Source organism: Enterobacter sp. MGH 4 (assembly GCF_000534735.1).
Taxonomy (GTDB): Bacteria; Pseudomonadota; Gammaproteobacteria; order Enterobacterales; family Enterobacteriaceae; genus Enterobacter; species Enterobacter intestinihominis.
Genome location: NZ_KI973289.1, coordinates 676,727 through 703,250, shown reverse-complemented (window position 1 = coordinate 703,250; position 26,524 = coordinate 676,727). Strand labels below are relative to the sequence as shown.

Below are 26,524 nucleotides of genomic sequence, written 5' to 3'. Positions count from 1 at the left end.
TGTGAAAGTGATTAGTATATTCGACATGTTCAAAGTGGGGATTGGTCCATCTTCTTCCCACACTGTAGGGCCGATGAAGGCCGGTAAACAGTTCGTCGATGATCTGGTCGAAAAAGGATTACTGGAAAGCGTTACCCGAGTCGCCGTAGACGTTTACGGTTCACTGTCATTAACGGGTAAAGGCCACCACACCGATATCGCCATTATTATGGGTCTGGCGGGCAATATGCCGGACACAGTTGATATTGATGCCATTCCGGCATTTATCCGCGACGTGGAAACGCGCGGTCGTCTGCTGCTGGCTAACGGTCAGCACGAAGTGGACTTCCCGCAGGATGACGGGATGCGTTTTCGTAGCGACAACCTGCCGCTGCATGAAAACGGTATGACCATCCACGCCTGGAGCGGCGAAAAAGAGATCTACAGTAAAACCTACTACTCCATCGGCGGCGGCTTTATCGTTGACGAAGAACACTTTGGCAAAGAGAGCGCGGGCGATGTGAATGTGCCCTATCCGTTTAAATCTGCCACCGAGATGTTGGCCTATTGCAAAGAGACCGGTCTCTCCCTCTCCGGCATGGTGATGCAGAACGAACTGGCGCTGCACAGCAAGAAAGAGATCGAAGACTATTTTGCTAACGTGTGGCAAACCATGCGCGCCTGTATTGACCGCGGGATGAACACCGAGGGGGTTCTGCCTGGGCCACTGCGTGTGCCACGTCGTGCCTCTGCGCTTCGCCGTATGCTGGTCACCACCGACAAATTCTCCAATGATCCAGTGAATGTGGTTGACTGGGTGAACATGTTTGCGCTGGCGGTTAACGAAGAGAACGCAGCGGGTGGTCGCGTGGTGACGGCGCCAACCAACGGCGCGTGCGGTATCGTTCCGGCGGTACTGGCCTACTACGATCACTTTATTGAGCCCGTGACACCGGAGATCTATATCCGTTATTTCCTCGCGGCAGGCGCTATCGGCGCGCTGTACAAGATGAATGCCTCCATCTCCGGTGCCGAAGTAGGCTGTCAGGGTGAAGTGGGCGTGGCCTGCTCTATGGCGGCGGCCGGTCTGGCGGAACTGCTGGGCGCAAGCCCTGAGCAGGTGTGCGTGGCGGCGGAAATCGGCATGGAGCACAACCTCGGTCTGACCTGTGACCCGGTTGCCGGCCAGGTGCAGGTACCGTGCATTGAGCGTAACGCCATCGCCTCCGTCAAAGCGATCAACGCCTCACGTATGGCGATGCGCCGTACCAGCGAACCACGCGTGTCACTGGATAAGGTTATTGAAACCATGTACGAAACCGGCAAGGACATGAACGCGAAGTACCGTGAGACTTCGCGCGGCGGTCTGGCCATTAAGGTGCAGTGCGACTAAACCTTCCTTTTCGCCCATCTGCAACAGATGGGCGAATTTTCCCACCGCCTCTCGTCGCTTCACGTTTTCCCCACTACACTGTCACTGTTGCGTCTGGCTTTTCCGGCCGGTGCTTATCAGGCGACCGTTCATGCAAACTGCACAAACGATCATTAAAGACTATCGCCGAAAACGCGTTATCGTCTGTGTTACGGTTGCGCTCGTTACGCTCGTCCTGACGCTGGGCATTCGCTTTATTTCACAGCGCAACATTAATCAGGATCGGATCCACGACTTTACTCACCACACAGTGCGTGCGCTTGATAAGGTGCTTCTTGCGTTAGAAACCCAGCGTGAAACTCTACGTTTTCTGGTTGATATGCCCTGCGCTGAAGCGAATCCGATTCTGCGAAAACAGGCGGCGATCCTCCAGACCGTGCGCTCCATCGCCCTCGTCAAAGACGGAATACTGTATTGCTCGAGCGTATTTGGCAGCCGAAATATGCCCGTCAGTGACATTGAGCCGATGCTTCCGTCCAGTGAACCCAGGCTGATCTTGTTGACCGATCGGTGGCTGTTAAAGGGCAGTCCGGTACTGATTCAGTGGTCACCCCTTGCGGGCGACGGCAGTGACGGGTTGATGGAGGTAGTGAATATCGATCTCATCACCAAAATGATTCTGGAGCCACAGCGGCCACAAATCACCGACGTGGTCCTGAGAGTAGGCGATAATTTTCTCCGCGACGGGCAGCAGGTGACGAATACGCCGACCTTCGATGAACACGCCTCCCTGCTGGAACAGTCTTCACAGCACTACCCTTTCAGCGTCACGGTCAGCGGCCCGGGGGCAGGCCAAATGGCATTGAAAAATCTGCCCACCCAGCTACCGCTGGCGTTGATGCTCAGTTTACTGATGGGCTATATCGCCTGGCTTGCCACGGCGCGACGCATAAGTTTCACCTGGGAAATTAATATGGGGATTGCTGCCCGGGAGTTTGAACTCTTCTGCCAGCCGCTGGTAAACGCCCGCACCCGGGAATGCGTTGGCGTCGAGATCCTCCTGCGCTGGAACAACCCGCGTCAGGGCTGGATTTCTCCCGATGTCTTTATCCCCCTGGCTGAAGAACATAGCCTGATTGTTCCGCTTACCCGCTACGTCATCAGCGAAACGGTGCGGCAGATAGGCTTTTTCCCGGCCTCACGGGATTTCCATATTGGCATCAACGTGGCCGCCAGCCATTTTCGCCGCGCTGCGCTGATCCGGGATCTTAACCGCATCTGGTTTAAGGCGAACCCTGTTCAAAAGTTGATTGTAGAGTTAACCGAACGCGATGCGTTGCTCGATGTGGATTACCGCATCGTGCGGGAGCTGCATCGCAAAGGGGTGAAGCTTGCGATTGATGATTTTGGTACGGGCAATAGTTCTCTTTCGTGGCTTGAAAAACTTCACCCGGACGTGCTGAAAATTGATAAATCCTTCACCACCGCGATCGGCACCGACGCCGTGAACTCAACGGTAACGGATATTATTATTGCGCTGGGCCAGCGGTTGAATATTGAACTGGTTGCAGAAGGGGTTGAAACCGAGGAGCAGTCACGCTATTTGCGCCGCCACAGCGTACATATTTTACAGGGGTACTTGTATGCGCGGCCGATGCCGCTGCGGGAGTTTCCGAAATGGCTGGCGGAAAGTAACCCTCCGCCAGCCCGTCACAACGGACACATCGTGCCTTTATTGCCGTTACGCTAGATAGCGTTACTCTTCTTCGTCGTGTACAGAGTGCTCTTTAACAATACGAACCATATCAACGCGATAGTCGTTGGCTTCAACGATGGTAATTTGCAGCGGCGGCAGCTCAAGCACATCACCGATACGCGGGATCTGCCCGTTAACGGCAATCACCAGCCCCGCTACCGTGGCGATGTCTTCATCGTCATTGACCACGTTTTCGACGCCCAGCGTGTGCGAGAGCGCGTGCAGGTCGGTGGTGCCTTTCACCAGCCAGCCGTCACCGTCGGCAACGATTTCTGGCGTTTCATCCGCATCAGGGAATTCACCGGCAATGGCTTCCAGCACGTCCAGCGGCGTTACCAGACCTTGTACCACACCAAATTCGTTGGTGACGATAACAAAGCTCCCGCGAGCACGACGCAACACGCCCAGCAGGTTAATCGGATCCAGCGTTTCCGGCACCACGATGGCAGGCGACGCGGCCGCTACGGCCTCGACGTTGACGCCCTCTTCCAGCGCCACGAGCATCTCTTTCGCGCGCACCACACCGATGATCTCATCCAGCTCGCCCCGACAGACCGGGAACAGGCTGTGCGGCGAGGAGAGCAGCTGCTGGCGAATTTCGTCGACGCTCAGGTTGGCGTCCACCCAGCTGATTTCACCGCGCGGCGTCATAATGCCGCGCAGGGAGCGGGAGGCCAGCGAAAGCACGCCGTTGATCATGTAGCGTTCTTCTTCCACAAACGCGCCTTCCGGCACCGGAACCGGGTTACGGTTCTCGTTATCCGCCTGCACGTTCACCTGACGACGCCCGCCCATCAGGCGCAGGATCGCATCGGCGGTACGCGCGCGCAGCGGCTGATTCGACTGCTGCTTAATGAAGTTACGGCGCGCAATCTGGTTAAACAGCTCGATCAGAATCGAGAAGCCAATCGCGGCGTACAGGTAGCCTTTCGGTATATGGAAACCAAAACCTTCTGCCACCAGGCTCAGACCAATCATCAACAGGAAACTCAGACACAGCACGACGACCGTCGGATGTTGGTTGACGAAACGCGTCAGCGGTTTCGACGCCAGCAGCATTACCGCCATCGCAATCACAACCGCCGCCATCATCACCGGCAGATGGTTCACCATGCCAACCGCTGTAATCACCGCATCCAGTGAGAAGACCGCATCAAGCACCACAATCTGCAGGACCACCACCCAGAAGCTGGCATACCCCTTACCGTGGCCATCATCATGCTGCCGGTTCTCCAGCCGTTCATGCAGCTCTGTTGTAGCTTTGAACAGCAGGAAAAGCCCCCCCACCAGCATGATTAAATCACGGCCGGAGAAGGTGAAATCCATGACGGTGAACAGAGGCTTAGTCAGCGTAACCATCCACGAGATCACGGACAGCAGGCCCAGTCGCATGATCAGCGCCAGCGAGAGGCCGATCAGACGGGCTTTATCACGCTGTTTCGGCGGCAGCTTATCCGCAAGGATGGCAATAAACACCAGGTTATCAATACCGAGAACGATCTCCAGCACGACCAGCGTAAGCAAGCCTACCCAGATTGACGGGTCCATTAAGAATTCCATGACACGCTCCTGCTAAAGGAATGACAAAACGGTGCCCCGCTAATTTCGGGCATTTCAAAGGGAATGGGGGTCGATGCGTGGCGAAGGTCGCCGGTGAATAAGGCGCGGAATGGCCTGGAAGATGACTGACGTCGGTGACGGTCCATATAGTGGGCTGTAGCCCTATACTCCTGAATAATTAAACGGACGCTAAACATATCAGAGACAATGGGTTTTTAGCAAAGATTTACGTTCCTTTGCAAACTTCTATAACACACGTGGTTTATCTTACAGAAAAATCTGTAAGGCGTAGCTAAATTACGGATCTTCATCACATAAATTATTTTTTCACTATCTAAAATAATTCGCGGAAGTCTTGGTTTTTTAGAACTCTAACCCTTATCTGAATCGATTCGGTTCGCCAATACGATTCTCAGTACGCCTGCCTGGCAGACGTATAAATGATAATAATAGGAGGTAGCAAGTGACCATTGCTATTGTCATAGGCACACATGGTTGGGCTGCGGAGCAGTTACTCAAAACGGCAGAAATGCTGTTGGGCGAGCAGGAAAACGTCGGCTGGATCGATTTCGTTCCCGGTGAAAACGCCGAGACGCTGATTGAAAAGTACACTGCTCAGCTTGAGAAGCTGGATACCAGCAAAGGCGTGCTGTTTCTCGTGGATACATGGGGCGGCAGCCCGTTCAACGCTGCCAGCCGCATTGTCGTCGATAAAGAGCATTATGAAGTCGTCGCCGGGGTAAATATCCCAATGTTGGTGGAAACCTTCATGGCGCGTGACGACAACCCAGGCTTTGACGAGCTGGTGGCGCTGGCGGTGGAAACCGGTCGCGAAGGCGTGAAGGCGCTGAAAGCACAGCCGGTTGAAAAACCTGCCCCTGCCCCTGCTGCACCAAAAGCCGCGGCACCGGCGAAGCCAATGGGTCCGAACGATTACATGGTTATCGGCCTTGCGCGTATTGATGACCGTCTGATCCACGGCCAGGTGGCGACGCGCTGGACCAAAGAGACCAACGTACAACGCATCATCGTGGTCAGTGACGAAGTGGCCGCCGACACTGTCCGTAAAACCCTTCTTACCCAGGTTGCACCGCCGGGCGTCACCGCGCACGTCGTGGATGTCGCCAAAATGATCCGCGTTTACAACAACCCGAAATATGCGGGCGAACGCGTGATGCTTCTGTTCACCAACCCGACAGACGTTGAACGCATTGTTGAAGGCGGCGTGAAAATCACCTCCGTTAACATTGGCGGTATGGCTTTCCGTCAGGGCAAAACGCAGGTCAACAACGCGATTTCAGTGGATGCGAAAGATATCGAGGCCTTCAACAAGCTGAATGCACGCGGTATCGAGCTGGAAGCCCGTAAGGTTTCCACGGATCAGAAACTGAAAATGATGGATTTGATCGGCAAAGTGGGGAAATAAGCCCGGGCCGGTTTTTCATATAGAGCTTATGTAATAGGAGAAGTGCAATGGAGATTACTACTCTTCAGATTGTGCTGGTGTTCATCGTCGCGTGTATTGCGGGTATGGAGTCCGTACTTGATGAATTTCAGTTCCACCGCCCTCTGGTGGCCTGTACGTTGATTGGCGCCGTTCTCGGTGACATGAAAACCGGTATCATCATCGGTGGTACCCTTGAAATGATCGCCCTCGGCTGGATGAACATCGGTGCGGCAGTTGCGCCAGATGCCGCGCTGGCGTCCATTATTTCGACCGTTCTGGTCATCGCCGGTCATCAGAGTATCGGTGCTGGTATCGCGCTGGCCATTCCACTGGCCGCGGCAGGCCAGGTGCTGACCATCATTGTTCGTACCATCACCGTTGCCTTCCAGCACGCGGCGGATAAGGCGGCCGATAACGGCAACCTGACAGCGCTCTCCTGGATCCACGTCTCGTCCCTGTTCCTGCAGGCGATGCGTATCGCTATTCCGGCCGTTATCGTGGCGATTTCCGTTGGGACCAGTGAAGTTCAAAGTATGCTGAACGCCATACCAGAAGTGGTCACCGGCGGTCTGAATATCGCGGGCGGTATGATTGTGGTCGTAGGTTACGCGATGGTCATCAACATGATGCGCGCAGGCTATCTGATGCCGTTCTTCTACCTTGGCTTCGTTACCGCTGCATTCACCAACTTCAACCTGGTTGCGCTGGGTGTGATTGGTGCGGTGATGGCGATTCTTTATATCCAGCTCAGCCCGAAATACAACCGTGTCGCGGGTGCCCCTGCGCAGGCTGCTGGTAACAACGATCTCGATAACGAACTGGACTAACAGGTGAGCGAAATGGTTGATATGACAAAAACTACCACTGAGAAAAAACTCACTCCGGGTGATATTCGTGGCGTGTTCATCCGTTCTAACCTGTTTCAGGGTTCATGGAACTTCGAACGTATGCAGGCGCTCGGCTTCTGCTTCTCCATGGTGCCGGCAATCAAACGCCTGTATCCGGAAAACAACGAAGCACGCCGTCAGGCAATTAAGCGTCACCTGGAATTCTTCAACACTCACCCTTACGTAGCGGCGCCTGTTCTGGGCGTAACGCTGGCGATGGAAGAGCAGCGTGCAAACGGGGCTGAGATCGACGATGGTGCTATCAACGGTATTAAAGTCGGTCTGATGGGGCCGCTGGCAGGCGTGGGCGACCCGATCTTCTGGGGTACCGTGCGTCCGGTCTTTGCGGCACTGGGCGCCGGGATCGCCATGAGCGGCAGTCTGCTTGGTCCCCTGCTGTTCTTTATCCTGTTCAACGCGGTGCGTCTGCTGACCCGCTACTACGGCGTGGCATACGGTTACCGTAAAGGGGTGGATATCGTTAAGGATATGGGCGGCGGCTTCCTGCAAAAACTGACTGAGGGGGCGTCAATCCTCGGCCTGTTTGTAATGGGGGCTTTGGTTAACAAGTGGACGCACGTGAACATCCCGCTGGTGGTATCGACGATCACCGGTCAGGATGGTCAGACGCGCGTCACCACCGTGCAGACCATTCTGGACCAGCTGATGCCTGGCCTGGTACCGCTGCTGTTAACCTTCGCCTGTATGTGGCTGCTGCGTAAGAAAGTGAACCCGCTGTGGATCATCGTTGGCTTCTTCGTCATCGGTATCGCGGGCTACGCCGTCGGCCTGCTGGGTCTGTAATAAAATGCGTTACCGACCGGGGGCTTGCCCCCGGTCTTTTTATCTGGAGGATGAATGACTGTCACGGACACCGTACTGGTTTTATTTATTGTTGCCCTTCTGGCTTACGCGATCTATGACGAGTTCATTATGCCTCGCCGCCACGGCGAGACGCTGCTGACCCTTCCCCTCTTACGCCGTGGGCGCATTGATGCGTTTATCTTCGCCGGTCTGGTAGTCATCCTGATTTACAATAATGTGACCAGCCACGGCGCAATATTAACCACATGGTTATTATGTGCGCTGGCATTAATGGCGATTTACCTGTTCTGGATCCGCTCGCCAAAACTCATTTTTAAAAAACACGGATTCTTCTTCGCTAATGTCTGGATAGAATATAACCGCATTAAAGAGATGAATTTATCCGAAGACGGAGTTCTGGTGATGCAATTAGAACAACGCCGCCTGCTCATTCGGGTCAAAAATATTGACGACCTGGAAAAAATCTACAAATTACTCCTTAAAACTCAATGAATTAATTTTATAGCATCGGCTATGTATTGTATTATTCTCATACCAGAAATATAGCCGATGCTATATCTCCCCTGCGAATTAACTTATATTTATTAACGATACTTTTACGCATAAACCTAAATGAAAATCGTTATCAACATAGTGGCTTTATAAAGCCATCTTCGTTGTTGTTTTATATTCTCAAAATATGTTAAGGTTGCGCCCGTCGTTGGGGAGTAGCCGATTTCCTGCCTGCGGGAAATGTACGTGTCAACATACTCGTTGCAAAACGTGGCGCGTACGGATCGTATTCAGCACACTTACTGTGCCAAAAGCGATCAGGCGAGACCATAGATACATCAACTGCTGTTTACTGGGGGCAGTGATGTGTCATATGGATATCCCCGGTCTGGACGCACTTATGAATATCTCCGCTACGATCCTTCTGGCTTTTGGCATGTCCATGGACGCATTTGCCGCCTCTATCGGTAAAGGTGCCACCCTCCATAAACCTAAATTTTCCGAAGCCCTGCGCACCGGTCTCATCTTTGGCGCAATCGAAACGCTGACGCCGCTTATTGGCTGGGGTCTGGGGATGCTCGCCAGCCAGTTTGTGCTGGAGTGGAACCACTGGATCGCCTTCGTGCTGCTGGTGTTCCTCGGCGGACGCATGGTAATTGAAGGTTTTCGTGGCAACAGCGATGAAGATGATGCGCCGCTGCAACGCCATGGCTTCTGGCTTCTGGTGACAACCGCTATCGCAACCAGCCTGGACGCAATGGCCGTCGGTGTCGGTCTGGCGTTTTTGCAGGTCAATATTATCGCCACCGCGCTGGCGATTGGCTGCGCCACGCTGATTATGTCAACGCTGGGGATGATGGTGGGGCGGTTCATTGGCCCGCTGTTAGGCAAACGCGCCGAAATTCTGGGCGGTATCGTGTTGATCGGGATTGGTGCCCAAATACTCTGGGCACACTTCGCGGGTTAATCTTCGCGCTGCCAGCAATGGATGCTGAAATCCGTCTGGCAGCGAAATTCTGTCTGTGCTGCCAGCGTTTCCCACACCTCTGGTTTTGCCCGCCACGCAAACGGCGTCATTTGCAGTAACGCCACCGCTTCACTTCCCTGCAACGTCATCTCATACGCGACCGACTGCGCCTGCTTTAACGCAAAGCCCGCCAGCTGTTCAGAGTGCGGCGCATGCAGGTGAACTTCATCATAGATCAGCCCTTTTAGCTCCAGCAGATGACGCGGCCCTGGCGTGACGGTGATAACCCAGCCGCCGGGCTTAACGACGCGCGCCAGCTCCTCTGCCTTGCACGGCGCATAGATACGCACCACGGCGTCCATACTCGCTTCCTCAAACGGCAGGCGGTGGCTGGAGGCCACGCAGAACGTTACCGCTGAGTAGCGTTTTGCTGCCGCACGGATAGCCACTTTCGACACGTCCAGCCCGTAAGTTTCGGCGCCCTTCTCAGCCGCCACGTCAGCAAACGTGGCGGTGTAGTAACCTTCGCCGCAGCCGATATCCAGCATGGCGGATGCGCCTTCTGTCAGATATTGACGGAGTAAGGCGACAACGGCATCCCTGAGCGGTTGATAGTGCCCGGCATCGAGAAACGCCCGGCGCGCCTGCATCATCTCCGCGCTGTCACCCGGGTCCCGGGAGCGCTTGTGCTGTACCGGCAGAAGATTTACATAGCCCTCTTTCGCCCGGTCAAACTGATGTCCCTGTGGACAGATAAACGTTTTCTCCGCGCGCGTCAGCGGCGCGTGGCAAAGGGGACAACTGAAAGACATGACAGCTCCAGGGCGTAAACCAAAAGGCGAAGTGTACCGCTATTCGCCAGGGTTATAAACGGCTGGGTGACGCATCACGATCAGATGGTCAGAATCTGCCGGCAGCCCGTCTGGCTTCACGTTTTCCAGGCGCAAGACGTTACCCATAATTTCACTGAACACGGGCGCGGAAACGGCCCCGCCGTAGTAGGCTCCGTTTTTCGGATCGTTGATCACCACCACCAGTGCAAAACGGGGATCGCTGGCGGGCGCAACGCCTGCTGTGTAGGCGACGTATTTATCCACATACTTACCGTGTTCATCGATTTTTTTGGCCGTCCCGGTTTTAATCGCCACACGATAGTTACGCACCGCCGCTTTGATCCCGCCACCGCCGGGTAACGCGACGCTCTCCATCATGTGTTCCACCTCGTGAACAATCTCCCCGGGCATCACCCGTTTGCCAATCACGGGGGGATCGATACGGGTGATGGACAGAGGCCGTTCAATGCCATAGCTACCGATGGTGGCATACACATGCGCCAGCTGGAGGGGAGTAACCATCAGGCCATACCCAAAGGCAAAGGTCGCCCTGTCTAACTGACTCCAGAATTTTCGCTGCGGCAGTAAACCTGAGCTTTCTCCCGTTAAGCCAAGCCCGGTACTCTCGCCAAAACCAAAGTTTTTATAGGTATCAAGTAACCGTTGCACGGGCATCGCGAGAGAAAGACGGGATACGCCCGTGTCGCTGGATTTTTGCAGGATCCCGGTCATGGTCAGCTCGGGGTAGTAACCCACATCGCGAATACGATGACCATCAATGGTGTAGGGATGCGTGTCTATCACGCTGTCAGGCTGCACCAGCCCCTGCTGTAGCGCCGTCATCAGCACCAGAGGCTTAACGGTCGAACCCGGTTCAAAGGTGTCGCTGATCGCGCGATTACGAAAGTCATCCAGCGTTGCCCCTTCCCGATTGTTGGGGTTGAAGTCAGGGAAGCTCGCCATCGCCAGAATTTCGCCCGTCTGGATATTAATCAGCACCGACGCGCCTGACTCGGCTTTATTCCACGCCACGGCATTATCCAGCGCGTCTTCGGTGATAGTTTGCAGGCGTTCATCGATACTAAGCTGGATATTATGTGCCGGTACGGGCGCCACCTCCGTGAGGTTCTCAACCACATGCCCGTATCGATCTTTCCTGACCAGCCGCACGCCTGCCTTCCCGGTGAGCTGCGTGTTAAAGCTTTTCTCGACGCCCTCAATACCCTGACCATCAATATTAGTGAAGCCAATCAGGTTTGCCGCCACGTGTCCGGCAGGATAAAAGCGACGGGACTCATCGCGTAGGTTGATACCGGGAAGACGCAGCTTATCAATCCACTTTGCCTGGGAGGGATCAACCTGACGAGCTAGATAAATGAATCGCCCGTGCGGATTGCTGTTTATTCGCGATGCGAGCGTGCTCAGAGAAAGGTGTAAAGCATTTGCCAGGGCCTGCCAGCGCGAATCAAAGCCGATCCCCCCTTTATCAAGCACAGTTTTGGGATCGGCCCAGACGGCCTGGACAGGTACGCTTACCGCAAGGGGACGCCCTTCACGGTCAACAATCATCCCACGCGGGGCGTCTATCGCCACTTCGCGCAGAGAACGCATATCCTCCTGCTTCACCAGATTATCCGGTTTGATAATTTGTAGCCATGCCACGCGGCCTAACAGAAAAGCAAGGCTACAAAAGATGGCGAGACACAGAAGTGCAAAACGTGCCGGTGTAAAGTTTCCGTTGGCCGTTATTGTCTTTTTTTTCACTTTAACCCCAGGGCTGTTAATCAACGCCCTGATTTAACGGGAAAAAGGGATAATAAGGCGGGAAAACAATGCTAATAATCTCGCGGGTTTGCAACAAGATAATAACAGAGGAGGAATACGTAACATTTTGAAAAATAAGTGAATAAAAAAGCCCCGCATCGGCGAGGCTTATGTCTGAGATCGAAGCGCTAAGCGCTTCAGTCAGCAGTGATTCGATCAGATAGCAGTTACGTTAACCGCAGCTGGGCCTTTCTGGCCGTCCTGAATTTCGAACTCAACGTTCTGGCCTTCAGCCAGAGTTTTGAAGCCGTTACCCTGGATTGCAGAGAAGTGTACGAACACGTCTTTGCTGCCGTCAGCAGGAGTAATGAAACCAAAACCTTTAGACTCGTTGAACCACTTAACTTGACCTTTAATCTTTGCCATTTGCAAAATTCCTTAGAGTGTTTTCTTAGCCCGCAGGCTTTAACATAGATAAAACTGAGACATTACTGCTTGAGGCACTAATATAAGGTTCGGCAGAGAAGCGGTATTCAACGACAACGTGTTTACTCAGGACTTCTTTACTGAAAATGCCACACATAAACAGAACTGTACCTCGTTTGACCCAAAACGTGTTATCACACACAACGTTTAATATGGCAAGCCATTTTTAAACGTGTCTCGATCCGCCGCACAAATTCAGGCGTTACTCCATAACAATCTGCACAGTTATGCGAATTGTCAAATGAAGCGCCACCTGACCTCACCGCCCACAGGGTGCGCTGACGCGCCCTGTAATCAAAGACTTTTTAAACATAGCTCAATCATTTCAAAGCGTCCATCCCAATCCCTGAATTTCTTTAAAGGAATGACTGAGTTAGAACATTTTGTGAAAAGTTATGCTGAAAACATCGCAATGCACCAGAGTGAGACAGTGAATAAACGATGTTAAATACATTTTGCTAACTGTATTAAAATCCACCATTTAATAAGCGTTATTCTGCACCAAAATAATGAAATTTTTATGACTCTGCCTCAAAACAAGGCAAGCAAAACGTTTCGATAAAAATAAAACACTTCAGGAAAGTTAAAGCTCACAATTTATTCAACGAAACGGTACGACTTGTATAAGGATAAATATTCGCCAGTTTTCAGTATACTGAAACAGTAGTTAACTGCTGCTTAATTATATGTTGGGATGTTATGGGTCACATTTGATAAGGGAGGAGATTTACGCCGTACGTCAGGCCACCTCCCCGTTCCGGGCAGACTATCGTTCGGCCACCAGGCGAATGAACTCTTCCTCGTCTTGTTTTTGAGCATCAGCTTCCTTCGGCACCGCTTTCTCCTCCGGCTCGTTGGCTTCGCACAGACGACGCAGCAACGCAGTCTGCCGTTTCTGCTGATCGAGCAATGCTTCCAGCAGCTCAATCTGCTCGTTTGTGCGGGAGCTGGCGCGATTAACGAAGAACCACAGCACCAGTCCAACAACCAGCACCACTAAAGACATTACCAAGGATGCAATGCTCAGCAGCCCCGAATTCATTAACTCACCCATTTCACCACCTCAGTAAAAACAGTCATTTTACCACTGCAGCCACGTAAGGACATCGCTCAGTGCAAAAATAGCCACTACCAGGGGATAAACTTATTGATTGAACAAATGCCGCTAAAGAACTGTACATCCTGATCGCACATCACATTGATAGTCTGCGTCCACAGCACCACGCATGCTATCAGCACTATAATCAGAATTACCCAGCGTATTTTTTTCACTCCACACTCCGTCTTATGACCTGATGTAGCCAGGTTATCACGGCTATCTTAAACAGGGGCTAACTGTACCTTCAACAGACGCTTTTCGGAATCGTGCACTTGTTTCACTGCGTAAACCCGTTACGCTTACTCCATGACAACAAAGAAAAAAGAGGCATCGATGCGTTTACTCGTTCGTACGATAATTGTACTGGCACTTGTGTGGATCGGCCTGCTGTTAAGTGGGTATGGCATATTAATGGGAAGCAAAGAGAATGCCGCGGGTTTGGGTATTCAGTGTAAATATCTCACCGCCCAGGGGGTAAGCACGGCTCAGTACATCCATTCCGACAGCGGGATCATCGGGTTAACCAACTGTCCTGTGCTGCGTAAATCATCTGTTGTGGTTGATAACGGCTAATCAGAGCTAAATTTCGCTTACAAAAACGCCGCAAGAGTGCGGCGTTTTTATTGGAGGCATTGATCAGAACGGGTATTCGTTATAGCCCATCTGCTCTGAAATTTTGCGCGCTGCGGTATGCAGAATTGCCACATACTCATGAAGACGCTCTTCGGAGAAACGCAGCGTTGGGAAAGAGATGCTCAGTCCAGCAATGACAACGCCGAAGCGGTCAAACACCGGCACACCGATGCAGCGCAACCCTTCTTCCTGCTCTTCGTTATCTTCCCCATAACCCTGCTCACGCACTTTATCCAGCACGCTCAGCAGTTCATCCGTACTGGTAATCGTGCGATCGGTGCTGCGTTTGTATTCCACACCGTCAAGGATTTGCTTAACCTCTTCACGATCGCGCCAGGCCAGCAGGACTTTACCAATTGCGGTACTGTACAGCGGGTTACGACGACCGATGCGTGAATACATGCGCAGGTTGTACATGGAGTCAATTTTGTGGATGTAAACGATGCTGTCTTCATCCAGTGCGCCGAGGTGAATGGTCTCTTTCGTCAACCGTGAAAGTTCACGCATCTGAATGTCAGCGCTGCGGATCAGATCCACGTTCTGCAAGGCGCGGGCGCCCAATTCAAACAATTTCAGGGTCAGAGAATATTTTTCTGATTCTCCTTCCTGCGCGACATAACCCAATGATTTCATCGTCTGCAAAAAGCGATAAACGGTGCTTTTCGACATCATCACACGCTGCGACAACTCTGTAATACCAATTTCACGCTCTTCTCCGAGCGCCTGCAAGATGCCAAACACCTTCAGCACGGAAGAAACAGAATCTGGCTGCTTATCCAAATCTGCGATTGCCATTTATCACCTCATGGAGAGTGTTTTATAAAAATCAGAACCGGTTTTTATTATAAATTCGTGTGATGCGCGCTGCAATCTATCTGGGTTTACTTCGTTACAAATCTGCGACATAAAACCGAAATAACGATGCTAAAATAGTTACTCTGAAAATAATTTCACACTGAGTCATTCTTTTCCCATGCAAAAAAACGTTTCTGATGGCCTGCCCTTACCACAGCGGTACGGGGCAATTGCCACTATTGTCATCGGCATTTCGATGGCTGTCCTTGACGGTGCGATTGCCAATGTGGCTCTTCCTACCATTGCCAAAGACCTTAATGCTTCTCCGGCAAGCTCCATCTGGATTGTGAACGCGTACCAGATAGCGATTGTGATTTCCCTTTTGTCACTCTCTTTCCTGGGCGATATGTTTGGTTATCGCCGGGTTTATCAGTGCGGGCTGGTGGTCTTTACTCTCACCTCGCTCTTCTGTGCCCTTTCCGATTCACTGCACACCCTTACGCTTGCGCGTATCGCACAGGGTTTTGGCGGTGCGGCGCTAATGAGCGTGAACACGGCCCTGATACGGCTTATCTATCCTCATCGCCATCTGGGGCGCGGCATGGGCATTAACTCCTTTATTGTGGCCGTGTCGTCCGCCGCCGGGCCGACGATTGCCGCCGCCATTCTGTCCGTTGCCTCGTGGCAGTGGCTGTTTGCCATTAACGTGCCGCTGGGCATTGTGGCGATCTTCTTCGCCCTGCGCTATCTTCCGGAAAATGGTCCGAAAAACACCATGCCACGTTTTGACCTGCCCAGCGCTGTGATGAACGCGCTGACCTTTGGCCTGCTGATTACTGCGCTGAGCGGATTTGCGCAGGGACAGTCTTTGTCGCTCATTGCCGCAGAAATCGTTGCCCTGCTTATCATCGGCTTTTTCTTTGTACGACGCCAGCTGGCGCTGCCCGTGCCGTTACTGCCGGTCGATTTGCTGCGTATTCCGCTGTTTTCGCTATCAATTTGTACCTCCATTTGCTCGTTCTGCGCCCAGATGCTGGCGCTGGTTGCGCTGCCATTCTTTTTGCAGAGCGTGCTTGGCCGTTCGGAAGTGGAAACAGGCTTGCTGCTCACACCCTGGCCTTTGGCAACCATGGTGATGGCCCCGCTGGCCGGGTACCTTATTGAGCGCGTTCATGCCGGACTGCTGGGGGCTATCGGGCTGATCGTCATGGCAGCAGGACTGTTTGCGCTGTCGCTCCTGCCCTCCTCGCCGGGGGATCTGGATATTATCTGGCGCATGATCCTGTGCGGGGCAGGTTTTGGTCTGTTCCAGTCACCTAACAACCACACAATTATCACCTCTGCCCCACGTCATCGCAGCGGTGGTGCCAGCGGGATGCTGGGTACGGCAAGACTGTTAGGGCAAAGCACCGGGGCCGCAATGGTGGCGTTGATGTTTAACCTTGCCGGGCAAAATGCGACACACGTTGCGCTGATTACCGCAGGGACACTGGCGACCCTCGCGGCTATCATTAGCGGCCTTCGTGTGACCCAGCCAAAGGCGCAGGCATAAAAAAACCGGGCGGAGATTGTCTCCTGCCCGGTTTTTTTTCATCCGGCGGGTATTACTTCAGGTATTCGCCGCTTCGCAGCGCTTCAATACGTTTATCCAGCGGCGGGTGTGACATAAACAGCTCGCTCAGCGACTTTGATTTACCATTGATACAGAAGGCCATCATGCTGTTTGCTTCCTGCGGCTCGTAGCTGGTTTTCAGACGTTGCAGCGCAGCAATCATCTTCTCACGACCCACCAGTTTCGCAGAACCGGCATCCGCGTGGAACTCACGATGACGGGAGAACCACATGGTAATGATGCTTGCCAAGATACCGAACACCAGCTCCAGCACCATTGAAACAGCAAAATAGATCAGCGGGTTACCGTTGCTCTCTTCACCCTCATCACGGTTGCCACCCATAAATCCGGCAGCAATCTGCGCCAGAATACGGGAAATAAAGATAACGAAGGTGTTCACCACGCCCTGGATCAAGGTCATGGTGACCATATCGCCGTTAGCGATGTGGCTGATCTCGTGAGCAATAACCGCTTCCGCTTCGTCACGGCTCATGTTTTGCAGCAGACCGGTACTGACGGCCACCAGGGACGCGTCACGACGCGCACCGGTAGCAAACGCGTTGATATCCGGCGCGTGGTAGATCGCCACCTGCGGCATGGCTATGCCCGCCTGCTTTGACTGCTGAGCAACCGTGCTCATCAACCACTGTTCCATATCGTTACGCGGCTGCTCAATAACTTCACCGCCCACGGATTTCAGTGCCATCCACTTCGACATCAGCAGTGAAATGAAAGAGCCGCCGAAACCAAACAGCAGCGCCATAATCAACAGACCCTGAACGCTGCTCGACTGAATTCCCGTCAGGCTTAGCACCAGCCCGAATACCACCATCACCGCCAGGTTGGTGAGCAGGAAGAGCGCGATTCGCATCATAATATTCTTTTAACCTCAGTTTAACAAAACGCACTATGCGATTACCCACATCGTATGGGTATTGCGGCTATTTTCAAGCATCCAGACGGCGTAAGTCACCAGAAAGACACAACTTTACACAATTGGAAATCTGCCTGACGGAAGGATGAGGAACAAAAAGAAACAGGCACAATTTCTTGTGCCTGTTGGGGGATTATTTTGTCGGAGCAGGTTGTACGGCAGGTTTCTCTTTTTCCAGCTTCGCGAGATCAAGCGCGATATGCACCGTCTCGTCCAGATACGGATCGGGCTCCTGGTAATCCTTAGGCAGATCGTCCAGTTTTTTGAGCAGAGGCTTGCCTTCACGTTTGAAGCGATCGTTGATACGCGCCAGACGTGTCGCGTCATCTTCATTGTTCTCTTTCTCACGCTGGGCGTAGTTCAGAGAGACAATGTTCCGTTTCGCTTTCAGAGCGTTGAAACGCGCGATGTCCTTCATGATGTACTGGAATTCCGGATCCTTCCCGATGCGATCGTTGTGATTTTTCAGCAGTTCCGGTCCGAACTGTTTCATATCACCCGATTTCACGAATGTCGCGGCATCAATGCTATCCCACGGCAGCGCGTTATCTTCAAACTTCTCGCCCGTTTCCGTCTCTTCGGTACCTGTCGGCATCATAATATCCGGCGTCACGCCTTTGCGCTGCGTACTGCCGCCGTTGACGCGGTAGAACTTCTGAATGGTGTACTGTACTGAGCCCAGCGCCGGCCATTCAGGGCGCAGCATCTGGTCGTAAATACGGTTCAGAGAGCGGTACTGCTGAACGGTGCCCTTGCCAAACGTCGGTTCGCCGACGATTAACGCCCGGCCGTAATCCTGCATGGCAGCAGCGAAGATTTCAGATGCAGAGGCGCTGAAGCGATCGACAAGCACCACCAGCGGCCCCTTATAGTAGACCACACCATCGGTATCCGCATCTTCACGCACTTTACCGTTGTTATCGCGCACCTGTACCACCGGGCCAGACGGGATAAACAGCCCGGAAAGCGAGACGGCCTCGGTCAATGCCCCGCCGCCGTTGCTGCGCAGGTCAATGATCACGCTGCTGACATTCTGCTTTTCAAGCTTCTGAAGCTGCACTTTCACATCATCGGTCAGGCCGACGTAGAAACCAGGGATATCCAGAACGCCAACCTTCTCTTTACCCACGGTTTTCACCGACATTTTCACCGCGCGATCTTCCAGACGGATACGCTCACGGGTCAGAGTAACGATACGGGTTTTGGTCCCCTTACCGGCTGGCAGGATCTCCAGGCGAACTTTGCTGCCCTTCGGCCCTTTGATCAACGCAACTACGTCATCAAGTCGCCAGCCAATCACGTCCACCATGCTCTTTCCGGTTTGACCTACACCGACAATACGGTCGCCTACGCTGATCGCTTTGCTTTTCGATGCAGGGCCACCGGCCACCATGGAGTTGATTACGGTGTAGTCATCGTCCATCTGAAGCACAGCACCGATACCTTCCAGAGACAGGCTCATTTCGGTATTGAACTGTTCGGTGTTACGTGGAGAGAGATAATTAGTGTGCGGATCAATTTCGTGCGCAAACGCGGTCATCGCCAGCGAGAAAACATCTTCACTGTTGGTCTGCGCCAGACGGCGAATAGCAAACTTGTAGCGACGGTTTAACGTCTCACGGATCTCTTTCTCGTCTTTGCCTGTGAGCTTGAGGCTCAGTTCGTCATATTTGACTTTTCCATCCCACAGCGCATTCAGTTCAGCCTCGTCTTTCGGCCATGGCGCTTTGCTGCGGTCCAGATTAAAGGTGTCGTTGCCGGTGAAGTCCATAGGACGTTCCAGCACTTTCAGCGCGTATTGATAACGCTCAAAACGGCGCTTTTGCGATAAGTTGTACAGATCGTAGAACAGATCGAGTTTTCCGGAGCGCAGCTCATCACCCACTTCGGATTTGCGTTTAGCGAACTGTTCGACATCGCTGGCCAGCAGTACGTTATGGCTGTAATCCAGCAAGTTCAGATAACGGTCAAAGATTTTGGCCGAAAAGGCCTGATCGAGATCGAACTGACGATAGTGCGAACGAGTAAAGCGCGACGTCACGCGCTCACTCACCGTCGCGTGCTGAGTTTCTTCCTTAAGAACCGGAATTTGATCAACACGCGTAATATCGTCCACAGCGAAAGCGTGGCCTGTTATAGCAAACAGGCCAGCCAGCGCGGTGAGCTTAAAAAAAGTGTTCATGCCAGGCTCGGCCTCCGTTTCAGAACAACAAGTGTTCTGCGCGTACAATCATTGACATACCAGAAGTCAGCTGTACACGAACGCCATCTTTGGTGATTTCCAGTACGGTGGCATCCATCGCACTGTTACCCGCTTTAACCTTCAGAGACTGACCTACGCTCAGGGCGTTGATGTCCGAAACTGGGGTGTGGCGCGGCTCTTCGCGCGGCGCACGTGGGGCTTTAGCTGCTGGTTTGTCAGCACGCGGTTTGCGATCGTTATTTTCAGTACGACGCGGTGCCGGGCGCGGTTTACGCTCGCGACGAGGGGCGTCTTCCTGACCGTTTGCCGCTGCGGCTTCGCGTTTTTTGGCCTGCTGTTCAGCACGCTGTGCCTGAACGCGAGCTTTGGCTTCTTCAAGCTGCTTACGCGCATGTTCTACGTGCTGCTCGTCCAGCTCACCACACGGGTTGCCGTCAAGGTCGACACGGGTCGCACCCGGCTTGATACCGTACAGGTAACGCCAGCTCGAGGTATAAAGGCGCAAGGCAGAACGAAGCTGCGTTTTGCTGAGGTTCATCTCCCCCTCAACGCGCGCGACCAGATCCTGAAAGATACCGACTTTCAGAGGACGCGCTTCACCTTCAGCGCTGAAGCACTGCGGGAAACGCTCGGCCAGAAATGCGATAACTTCTTTACTGCTATTCAACTTAGGTTGATTTTCCATGAAATTTCCTGATTACAACGGACGTTGCCAACAAGCGCAGGCATGAACAGGCGACATTATAATGACGCTATCAGTAAATGCTACGTTATCCGTTGATTATCCTGCGACGCTCGCAAAGAATTTATGATAATCGGTCTCTGCCAGAACATTTTCCAGGTTTGCGGCCAACGCGCGCAGCCCCTGCTCATCCTCGGCAGTAAAGCGGCTGAAGACCGTGCTGTCGATATCCAGAACGCCAATAATCTGATTTTTAACCACCAGCGGCAGTACGATTTCAGAATTGCTGCTGGCATCGCAGGCAATGTGGCCGTCAAACGCATGTACATCTTCGACACGCTGAACCTGACGGGTCGCCACTGCGGTACCGCACACGCCGCGACCTACCGGGATGCGTACGCAGGCGAGTTTCCCCTGGAAAGGCCCCAGCACCAGCGTGTCGCCTTCCAGCAGATAAAAGCCCGCCCAGTTCACGTCAGAAAGGCGTTCGAACAGTAACGCACTGGTATTTGCCAGAGTGGCTAAGAAACTGGTTTCCCCTGCCATTAATGCCTTAAAATCGCGATTCAGATCCGCGTAGAATTCTGTTTTGTTCATTATTCAATCACTTAGTTATCTTACATAATTACCGCATAGCCTATTAAAATAAGCATTAAATGCGCTCATGCTCAAGATGAATCCGTTCATGAGTTATTATAACTTTCAACAATACTTATCTGTGTGCGACTGATGGCCCTAAAAACATCCCAAATTACGCCGACAAGAAAGATCGTTGTCCGTACGGTAAACCAGGCTCTGCCTCGTGCACATTATCAGCGTTGTCCCCAGTGCGATACGCTTTTTATGTTGCCGAAGATGAAATCGCACCAAAGTGCTTTTTGCCCTTGCTGCGATGCCAAAATTCGCGATGGCCGGGACTGGTCATTGACGCGTCTGGCGGCAATGGCGGTTACCATGCTGCTGCTGATGCCGTTCGCCTGGACCGAGCCGCTGTTAAAGCTCTACCTGCTTGGCGTGCGTATTGACGCTAACGTATTGCAGGGGATCTGGCAGATGACGCGCGAGGGCGATCCGCTCACCGGCGCTATGGTGCTGTTCTGCGTCGTCGGCGCACCGCTGGTGCTGGTCGCGGCAATTGCCTACCTGTGGTTTGGCAACATTCTGGGGATGAACCTGCGCCCTGTCCTGCTCATGCTGGAAAAGCTCAAGGAGTGGGTGATGCTGGACATCTATCTGGTGGGCGTCGGCGTGGCCTCCATTAAGGTGCAGGATTATGCGTTTTTACAACCCGGCATTGGCCTTTTTGCGTTTATTTCACTGGTCCTGCTGAGTATTTTGACCCTGATTCATCTGAATGTTGAACAGCTTTGGGAGCGATTTTACCCTCAGCGTCCCGCGACCCGGCCTGATGAAAACCTGCGCGTCTGCCTGGGGTGCCATTACACCGGTTTTCCGGATAAACGCGGGAGGTGTCCTCGCTGCCACATTCCGTTAAGATTGCGGCGCAACAACAGCCTGCAAAAATGCTGGGCGGCGCTTATCGCCTCACTGATATTTTTATTCCCGGCCAATATGCTGCCGATCTCCGTAATTTATGTGAACGGCGCCCGACAGGAAGATACTATCCTTTCGGGGATTATCTCTCTGGCGCACAGTAACGTGGGGGTTGCCGCCATTGTGTTCATCGCCAGTATTCTGGTGCCCTTTACCAAAGTGGTGGTGATGTTTACGCTACTTATCAGCATTCACTTTAAATGCGAACAAGGACTACGCACCCGCATCCTGCTTCTGCGATTCGTGACCTGGATTGGTCGCTGGTCGATGTTGGATCTGTTCGTGATTTCGCTGATGATGTCGCTCATCAATCGCGATCAGTTACTTGCTTTTACCATGGGACCCGCAGCTTTTTATTTCGGCTCTGCGGTGATATTGACTATTCTTGCAGTGGAATGGCTGGACAGCCGCTTACTTTGGGACGCACATGAGTCAGGAAACGCCCGCTTCGCCGACTGAAGCGAGAATTAAAACAAAACGCCGCATTTCGCCATTCTGGTTGCTGCCTGTCATCGCGCTGATGATCGCAGGCTGGCTTATCTGGACGAGCTATGAAGATCGCGGAAGTACCATCACGATTGATTTCCAGTCTGCGGACGGCATTGTCGCCGGACGTACCCCCGTTCGCTTCCAGGGGGTGGAAGTGGGTACCGTGCAGGATATTTCCCTCGGCAAAGGGCTGAACAAAATCCAGGTCCGGGCGAGCATTAAGTCTGACATGCAGGATGCCCTGCGCGCCGAAACGCAGTTCTGGCTGGTCACGCCTAAAGCCTCCCTGGCCGGCGTTTCCGGGCTGGATGCGCTTGTGGGCGGTAACTATATCGGCATGATGCCTGGCAAAGGTGAGCCACAGGATCACTTTGTTGCGCAGGATACCCAGCCGAAATATCGGCTGAATAACGGCGATCTGATGATCCACCTCCGCGCGCCGGATTTGGGCTCGCTGAACAGTGGTTCTCTGGTCTATTTCCGCAAAATTCCGGTTGGCCGCGTTTACGACTACGCCATTAACCCGAACAAAGATGGCGTGACCATTGATGTACTGATCGATCGCCGTTTTACCAACCTGGTAAAAAAAGGCAGCCGCTTCTGGAACGTCTCTGGCGTCGATGCTGACCTGAGCTTAAGCGGTGCGAAAGTGAAGCTTGAGAGCCTGGCGGCGCTGGTGAATGGCGCTATCGCCTTCGACTCACCTGCTGACTCCAGCCCTGCCGCCGCAGAGGATACCTTTGGTCTGTACGCCGACCTGGCACACAGCCAGCGCGGTGTCATCGTCAAGTTGACCCTGCCGGATGCCAAAGGCCTGAAAGCCGGTTCGACCCCGCTAATGTACCAGGGTTTAGAGGTCGGGCAATTGACAAAATTAACCCTCAACGCGGGCGGCTCCGTTACCGGCGAAATGACGGTGGATCCGAGCGTTGTGGACCTCCTGCGGGAAAAAACACGCATCGAGCTGCGTAATCCGAAGCTCTCCCTCAGCGACGCTAGCATCAGTTCCCTGCTGACGGGAAGCACCTTTGAGCTGATCCCCGGTGAAGGTGCGCCGAATAAAAACTTTGTCATCGCGCCGGCGGATAAAGCTCTGCTGCAAAAACCGGGCGTGTTGACGGTTAAGCTGAATGCGCCGGAAAGCTATGGTATCGAAGCCGGTCAACCGCTAATCCTGCACGGTGTGCAGGTGGGTCAGGTTCTGGAACGAAAGCTGACGGAAAAAGGGGTCTCCTTCTCCGCCGCCATCGATCCGCAGTACGGCAACCTTGTGCACGGCGACAGTAAATTTGTGGTGAACAGCCGGGTCGACGTGAAGGTGGGTCTGGACGGCGTTGAGTTCCTCGGCGCCAGCGCCAGCGAGTGGGTTAACGGCGGGATCCGCATTCTGCCGGGCAGCAAAGGCGCGCTGCGTGAGAGCTATCCACTGTTCGCCAATCTGGACAAAGCCATTGAAAACAGCCTCGGCGACCTGCCGACCACCACGCTGACCTTAAGCGCTGAAACGCTGCCGGATGTCCAGGCAGGCTCCGTCGTGCTTTATCGTAAGTTTGAGGTCGGAGAAGTGATCACCGTTCGTCCTCGTGCGGACGCGTTTGATATCGAACTGCATATCAAGCCGGAGTATCGCAAGCTGCTCACGCCAAACAGCGTGTTCTGGGCTGAAGGCGGCGCGAAAGTGCAGCTCAATGGCAACGGGCTGACCGTACAGGCGTCTCCCCTCTCCCGTGCCCTGCGCGGTGCGATCAGCTTCGATAACCTGAGCGGCGCGGGCGGCAACATGCGTAAAGGTGACAAGCGGATCCTCTTCCCGTCTGAAACCGCGGCGCGCGCCGTCGGGGGACAGATTACCCTGCACACCTTTGATGCCGGTAAACTGGCAGAAGGCATGCCTATCCGCTATCTCGGAATTGATATCGGGCAGGTTCAGAAGCTGACGCTGATCACCGCGCGCAATGAAGTTCAGGCTACCGCCGTGCTTTATCCGGAATATGTACAGACGTTCGCCCGGGCAGGCTCGCGCTTCTCGGTGGTTACGCCGCAAATTTCTGCCGCAGGGGTTGAGCATCTCGACACCATACTTCAGCCGTACATTAACGTTGAACCGGGTCGGGGCAACGCGCGTCGTGAGTTTGAGTTGCAGGAGGCGACCATCACCGATTCCCGTTATCTGGACGGTCTGAGCATTGTGGTTGAAGTACCGGAAGCCGGTTCGCTGGGCATCGGTACGCCGGTCCTGTTCCGCGGTATTGAAGTGGGGACAGTAACAAGCCTGACGCTGGGTAATCTGTCCGATCGCGTGATGGTTGGCCTGCGCATCAGCCAGCGTTATCAGCATCTGGTTCGCAACAACTCAGTGTTCTGGCTCGCTTCAGGCTACTCGCTGGACTTCGGCCTGACCGGTGGCGTGGTCAAAACGGGGACCTTTAACCAGTTCATTCGCGGCGGCATTGCCTTCGCGACGCCGCCTGGCACGCCTCTGGCGCCTAAGGCGCAGGGAGGAAAACACTTCCTGCTGCTGGAAAGTGAACCGAAAGAGTGGCGCGAATGGGGAACGGCGCTGCCGCGTTAATCTCGCAGGCTCCGGTGTCAACGCGCCGGAGCCTTTATGTTACACTGCGCGCCTGAATGTTTCCCTGTGGTGTGCCCGTGGCTCAAAACTCCGTATTTCTTCCTGAACAATTCCTCGCACAGATGCGCGAGGCGCTTCCTGCTCATCTCTCTTTCGACGATTTCGTCGCCGCCTGCCAGCGCCCTTTGCGTCGAAGTATTCGCGTCAATACGCTGAAAATCAGCGTCGGAGCGTTTCTGGATCTCGTCTCCTCCTACGGCTGGCAGCTGACGCCGGTGCCGTGGTGTGAGGAAGGGTTCTGGATCGAGCGGGATGACGAGGAGAGCCTGCCGCTCGGCAGCACCGCCGAGCACCTGAGCGGGCTGTTTTATATTCAGGAAGCCAGCTCCATGCTGCCGGTTGCCGCGCTGTTTGCCGACGGAAACCAGCCTGAGCGGGTGATGGATGTCGCGGCGGCGCCGGGCTCTAAAACCACGCAAATTGCCGCCCGGATGAACAACCGCGGCGCGATCCTCGCCAACGAATTTTCCGCCAGCCGCGTCAAAGTCCTGCACGCCAATATCAGCCGCTGCGGGATCCACAACGTCGCGTTAACACACTTCGACGGTCGCGTGTTTGGCGCTGCCTTGCCGGAAGCTTTTGATGCCATCCTGCTCGACGCGCCCTGCTCCGGCGAAGGCGTAGTGCGTAAAGATCCTGATGCGTTAAAAAACTGGTCCGTTGAAAGCAACCTGGAGATCGCCGCCACGCAGCGTGAACTGATCGACAGTGCGTTTCATGCCCTGCGCCCCGGTGGAACGCTGGTTTACTCCACCTGCACGCTGAATCGTGATGAAAACGAGGACGTCTGCCTGTGGCTCAGGCAACGCTATGCGGATGCCGTCGAGTTTCTGCCGCTGGACACCCTCTTCGATTCGGCCAGTCACGCGGCCACCCCTGAAGGCTTCCTGCACGTCTTCCCGCAGATTTACGATTGCGAGGGGTTCTTTGTCGCACGACTGCGTAAAACCCGCGCCGTTGATCCGCTGCCTGTCCCTAAGTTTAAGGTCGGCAACTTCCCGTTCGCGCCGGTCAAAGGCCGTGAGGCGGCACAGGCGCAAGCGGCTGCCGGCAAAGTGGGACTGCACTGGGATGAGAGCCTGCGCCTCTGGATGCGTGACAAAGAGCTGTGGCTGTTCCCGGTCAACATCGAACCGCTGATTGGTAAGGTGCGTTTCTCCCGCCTCGGTATTCGCCTGGCGGAGATCCACAACAAAGGCTATCGCTGGCAGCACGAAGCCGTCATTGCGCTGGCAGGCAATGAGAACACCTTCGCCCTGACGCATCATGAAGCGGAAGAGTGGTATCGCGGTCGTGACGTTTACCCGGAAGACGGCCCGTCACAGGATGAAGTCATCGTGACGTATCAGGGCTATCCGCTCGGGCTGGCGAAAAAAGTCGGCTCGCGGCTGAAAAACAGCTATCCGCGTGAACTGGTACGCGATGGTCGCCTGTTTACCGGTAACAGCCGCACTGACTGAAAAAACGCATTTTTTTACTGGCGATTTCGCTCTCCTTGTCTAGGATCAAAAATGGATGACTGC

23 protein-coding genes and 1 pseudogene are annotated in these 26,524 nt (G+C 53.8%); 12 read left to right on the top strand and 12 right to left on the bottom strand.

The features are described 5' to 3' along the window. Nucleotides 1-7: 7 nt before the first annotated feature. Entirely contained in the window at nt 8-1,372 is a 1,365-nt protein-coding gene (gene sdaA, locus L350_RS18900) for an L-serine ammonia-lyase (RefSeq protein WP_032624065.1), read from the top strand. A 130-nt stretch (nt 1,373-1,502) separates the two neighbouring features. After that, complete coding sequence (locus tag L350_RS18905) at nt 1,503-3,101, top strand: EAL domain-containing protein (protein WP_023300353.1); 1,599 nt, start codon at nt 1,503-1,505, stop codon at nt 3,099-3,101. A 6-nt stretch (nt 3,102-3,107) separates the two neighbouring features. Here the strand turns inward: L350_RS18905 and yoaE are convergent, their stop codons facing one another. Beyond that, on the bottom strand, nt 3,108-4,667 hold the full coding sequence (gene yoaE, locus L350_RS18910) for a CNNM family cation transport protein YoaE (RefSeq protein WP_023300354.1): 1,560 nt from the start codon (nt 4,665-4,667) through the stop codon (nt 3,108-3,110). Nucleotides 4,668-5,130: 463 nt separating this feature from the next. On the opposite strand from yoaE, the gene manX reads away from it, so the two are divergent. The 5 genes from manX (at nt 5,131) to mntP (ending at nt 9,285) form a co-directional block, all read left to right on the top strand. Beyond that, a complete protein-coding gene (gene manX, locus L350_RS18915) occupies nt 5,131-6,093 on the top strand; it encodes a PTS mannose transporter subunit IIAB (protein ID WP_022651434.1) in 963 nt (320 codons plus the stop codon). 47 nt (nt 6,094-6,140) lie between these two features. Further along, a complete protein-coding gene (gene manY, locus L350_RS18920; RefSeq protein ID WP_022648448.1) occupies nt 6,141-6,941 on the top strand; it encodes a PTS mannose transporter subunit IIC in 801 nt (266 codons plus the stop codon). 12 nt (nt 6,942-6,953) lie between these two features. Further along, nucleotides 6,954-7,805 (top strand): PTS mannose transporter subunit IID, encoded by an 852-nt coding sequence (locus L350_RS18925; protein ID WP_006810994.1) that lies wholly within the window; start codon nt 6,954-6,956, stop codon nt 7,803-7,805. A 54-nt stretch (nt 7,806-7,859) separates the two neighbouring features. Beyond that, complete coding sequence (locus tag L350_RS18930) at nt 7,860-8,318, top strand: DUF986 family protein (protein WP_022648449.1); 459 nt, start codon at nt 7,860-7,862, stop codon at nt 8,316-8,318. A 400-nt stretch (nt 8,319-8,718) separates the two neighbouring features. Beyond that, a complete protein-coding gene (gene mntP, locus L350_RS18935; protein WP_032622454.1) occupies nt 8,719-9,285 on the top strand; it encodes a manganese efflux pump MntP in 567 nt (188 codons plus the stop codon). Here the strand turns inward: mntP and rlmA are convergent. The 6 genes and pseudogenes from rlmA to mgrB form a co-directional block, all read right to left on the bottom strand. Next, on the bottom strand, nt 9,282-10,097 hold the full coding sequence (gene rlmA / locus L350_RS18940; protein WP_032624063.1) for a 23S rRNA (guanine(745)-N(1))-methyltransferase: 816 nt from the start codon (nt 10,095-10,097) through the stop codon (nt 9,282-9,284). The genes mntP and rlmA overlap by 4 nt on opposite strands. 39 nt (nt 10,098-10,136) lie before the next feature. Further along, nucleotides 10,137-11,882, bottom strand: coding sequence for a peptidoglycan glycosyltransferase FtsI (gene ftsI / locus L350_RS18945; protein ID WP_023300357.1), 1,746 nt, complete (start codon nt 11,880-11,882; stop codon nt 10,137-10,139). 216 nt (nt 11,883-12,098) lie between these two features. After that, nucleotides 12,099-12,308, bottom strand: coding sequence for a transcription antiterminator/RNA stability regulator CspE (cspE, locus tag L350_RS18950; RefSeq protein WP_001062678.1), 210 nt, complete (start codon nt 12,306-12,308; stop codon nt 12,099-12,101). A 12-nt stretch (nt 12,309-12,320) separates the two neighbouring features. Then, nucleotides 12,321-12,465, bottom strand: a pseudogene (locus L350_RS0122120) (DUF2627 domain-containing protein). A gap of 669 nt (nt 12,466-13,134) precedes the next feature. Next, on the bottom strand, nt 13,135-13,422 hold the full coding sequence (locus L350_RS18955; RefSeq protein ID WP_023300358.1) for a YebO family protein: 288 nt from the start codon (nt 13,420-13,422) through the stop codon (nt 13,135-13,137). Between the two features lie 74 nt (nt 13,423-13,496). Further along, entirely contained in the window at nt 13,497-13,640 is a 144-nt protein-coding gene (mgrB, locus tag L350_RS18960; RefSeq protein ID WP_003859906.1) for a PhoP/PhoQ regulatory lipoprotein MgrB, read from the bottom strand. A 160-nt stretch (nt 13,641-13,800) separates the two neighbouring features. On the opposite strand from mgrB, the gene L350_RS18965 reads away from it, so the two are divergent. Then, nucleotides 13,801-14,040 (top strand): YobH family protein, encoded by a 240-nt coding sequence (locus L350_RS18965; protein WP_032624062.1) that lies wholly within the window; start codon nt 13,801-13,803, stop codon nt 14,038-14,040. A 63-nt stretch (nt 14,041-14,103) separates the two neighbouring features. Here L350_RS18965 and kdgR read toward each other — a convergent pair whose 3' ends face one another. Beyond that, the gene (gene kdgR, locus L350_RS18970) at nt 14,104-14,895 is read right to left on the bottom strand and encodes a DNA-binding transcriptional regulator KdgR (RefSeq protein WP_022648455.1); all 792 of its coding nucleotides are present in this window, start codon (nt 14,893-14,895) and stop codon (nt 14,104-14,106) included. Nucleotides 14,896-15,073: 178 nt separating this feature from the next. On the opposite strand from kdgR, the gene L350_RS18975 reads away from it, so the two are divergent. Then, nucleotides 15,074-16,447, top strand: a complete 1,374-nt coding sequence (locus tag L350_RS18975; RefSeq protein WP_022648456.1) for an MFS transporter — start codon at nt 15,074-15,076, stop codon at nt 16,445-16,447. A gap of 52 nt (nt 16,448-16,499) precedes the next feature. Here L350_RS18975 and htpX read toward each other — a convergent pair whose 3' ends face one another. The 4 genes from htpX to L350_RS18995 form a co-directional block, all read right to left on the bottom strand. Further along, a complete protein-coding gene (gene htpX / locus L350_RS18980; RefSeq protein WP_003859899.1) occupies nt 16,500-17,381 on the bottom strand; it encodes a protease HtpX in 882 nt (293 codons plus the stop codon). A 193-nt stretch (nt 17,382-17,574) separates the two neighbouring features. Next, nucleotides 17,575-19,623, bottom strand: coding sequence for a carboxy terminal-processing peptidase (gene prc / locus L350_RS18985; protein WP_003859896.1), 2,049 nt, complete (start codon nt 19,621-19,623; stop codon nt 17,575-17,577). Nucleotides 19,624-19,642: 19 nt separating this feature from the next. Further along, nucleotides 19,643-20,329: an RNA chaperone ProQ gene (proQ, locus tag L350_RS18990; protein WP_032624061.1), complete on the bottom strand. Its 687-nt coding sequence runs from the start codon at nt 20,327-20,329 to the stop codon at nt 19,643-19,645. Between the two features lie 96 nt (nt 20,330-20,425). Next, entirely contained in the window at nt 20,426-20,923 is a 498-nt protein-coding gene (locus L350_RS18995) for a GAF domain-containing protein (protein WP_006811006.1), read from the bottom strand. 132 nt (nt 20,924-21,055) lie between these two features. On the opposite strand from L350_RS18995, the gene yebS reads away from it, so the two are divergent. From yebS to rsmF, 3 genes are read left to right on the top strand one after another with little or no spacing between them, the layout of a single operon-like run. After that, nucleotides 21,056-22,339 carry a membrane integrity lipid transport subunit YebS gene (yebS, locus tag L350_RS19000; RefSeq protein ID WP_032624819.1) on the top strand — a complete coding sequence of 428 codons (1,284 nt, stop codon included), beginning with the start codon at nt 21,056-21,058 and terminating at the stop codon, nt 22,337-22,339. Next, nucleotides 22,308-24,941: a PqiB family protein gene (locus L350_RS19005; RefSeq protein WP_032624060.1), complete on the top strand. Its 2,634-nt coding sequence runs from the start codon at nt 22,308-22,310 to the stop codon at nt 24,939-24,941. The genes yebS and L350_RS19005 overlap by 32 nt, the downstream gene beginning before the upstream one ends. Nucleotides 24,942-24,997: 56 nt before the next feature. After that, on the top strand, nt 24,998-26,461 hold the full coding sequence (rsmF, locus tag L350_RS19010; RefSeq protein ID WP_032624059.1) for a 16S rRNA (cytosine(1407)-C(5))-methyltransferase RsmF: 1,464 nt from the start codon (nt 24,998-25,000) through the stop codon (nt 26,459-26,461). Nucleotides 26,462-26,524 lie beyond the last annotated feature (63 nt).

What these genes read in the sequence shown, in the direction of transcription:
- htpX (WP_003859899.1), bottom strand. Translation starts at nt 17,381, where the DNA reads ATGATGCGAATCGCGCTCTTCCTGCTCACCAACCTGGCGGTGATGGTG.
- L350_RS18955 (WP_023300358.1), bottom strand. Translation starts at nt 13,422, where the DNA reads ATGGGTGAGTTAATGAATTCGGGGCTGCTGAGCATTGCATCCTTGGTA.
- L350_RS18975 (WP_022648456.1), top strand. Translation starts at nt 15,074, where the DNA reads ATGCAAAAAAACGTTTCTGATGGCCTGCCCTTACCACAGCGGTACGGG.
- mntP (WP_032622454.1), top strand. Translation starts at nt 8,719, where the DNA reads ATGAATATCTCCGCTACGATCCTTCTGGCTTTTGGCATGTCCATGGAC.
- L350_RS18925 (WP_006810994.1), top strand. Translation starts at nt 6,954, where the DNA reads ATGGTTGATATGACAAAAACTACCACTGAGAAAAAACTCACTCCGGGT.
- prc (WP_003859896.1), bottom strand. Translation starts at nt 19,623, where the DNA reads ATGAACACTTTTTTTAAGCTCACCGCGCTGGCTGGCCTGTTTGCTATA.
- kdgR (WP_022648455.1), bottom strand. Translation starts at nt 14,895, where the DNA reads ATGGCAATCGCAGATTTGGATAAGCAGCCAGATTCTGTTTCTTCCGTG.
- L350_RS18905 (WP_023300353.1), top strand. Translation starts at nt 1,503, where the DNA reads ATGCAAACTGCACAAACGATCATTAAAGACTATCGCCGAAAACGCGTT.
- L350_RS18965 (WP_032624062.1), top strand. Translation starts at nt 13,801, where the DNA reads ATGCGTTTACTCGTTCGTACGATAATTGTACTGGCACTTGTGTGGATC.
- manY (WP_022648448.1), top strand. Translation starts at nt 6,141, where the DNA reads ATGGAGATTACTACTCTTCAGATTGTGCTGGTGTTCATCGTCGCGTGT.
- L350_RS18995 (WP_006811006.1), bottom strand. Translation starts at nt 20,923, where the DNA reads ATGAACAAAACAGAATTCTACGCGGATCTGAATCGCGATTTTAAGGCA.
- cspE (WP_001062678.1), bottom strand. Translation starts at nt 12,308, where the DNA reads ATGGCAAAGATTAAAGGTCAAGTTAAGTGGTTCAACGAGTCTAAAGGT.
- yoaE (WP_023300354.1), bottom strand. Translation starts at nt 4,667, where the DNA reads ATGGAATTCTTAATGGACCCGTCAATCTGGGTAGGCTTGCTTACGCTG.
- L350_RS19005 (WP_032624060.1), top strand. Translation starts at nt 22,308, where the DNA reads ATGAGTCAGGAAACGCCCGCTTCGCCGACTGAAGCGAGAATTAAAACA.
- rsmF (WP_032624059.1), top strand. Translation starts at nt 24,998, where the DNA reads ATGTTTCCCTGTGGTGTGCCCGTGGCTCAAAACTCCGTATTTCTTCCT.
- yebS (WP_032624819.1), top strand. Translation starts at nt 21,056, where the DNA reads ATGGCCCTAAAAACATCCCAAATTACGCCGACAAGAAAGATCGTTGTC.
- rlmA (WP_032624063.1), bottom strand. Translation starts at nt 10,097, where the DNA reads ATGTCTTTCAGTTGTCCCCTTTGCCACGCGCCGCTGACGCGCGCGGAG.
- L350_RS18930 (WP_022648449.1), top strand. Translation starts at nt 7,860, where the DNA reads ATGACTGTCACGGACACCGTACTGGTTTTATTTATTGTTGCCCTTCTG.
- proQ (WP_032624061.1), bottom strand. Translation starts at nt 20,329, where the DNA reads ATGGAAAATCAACCTAAGTTGAATAGCAGTAAAGAAGTTATCGCATTT.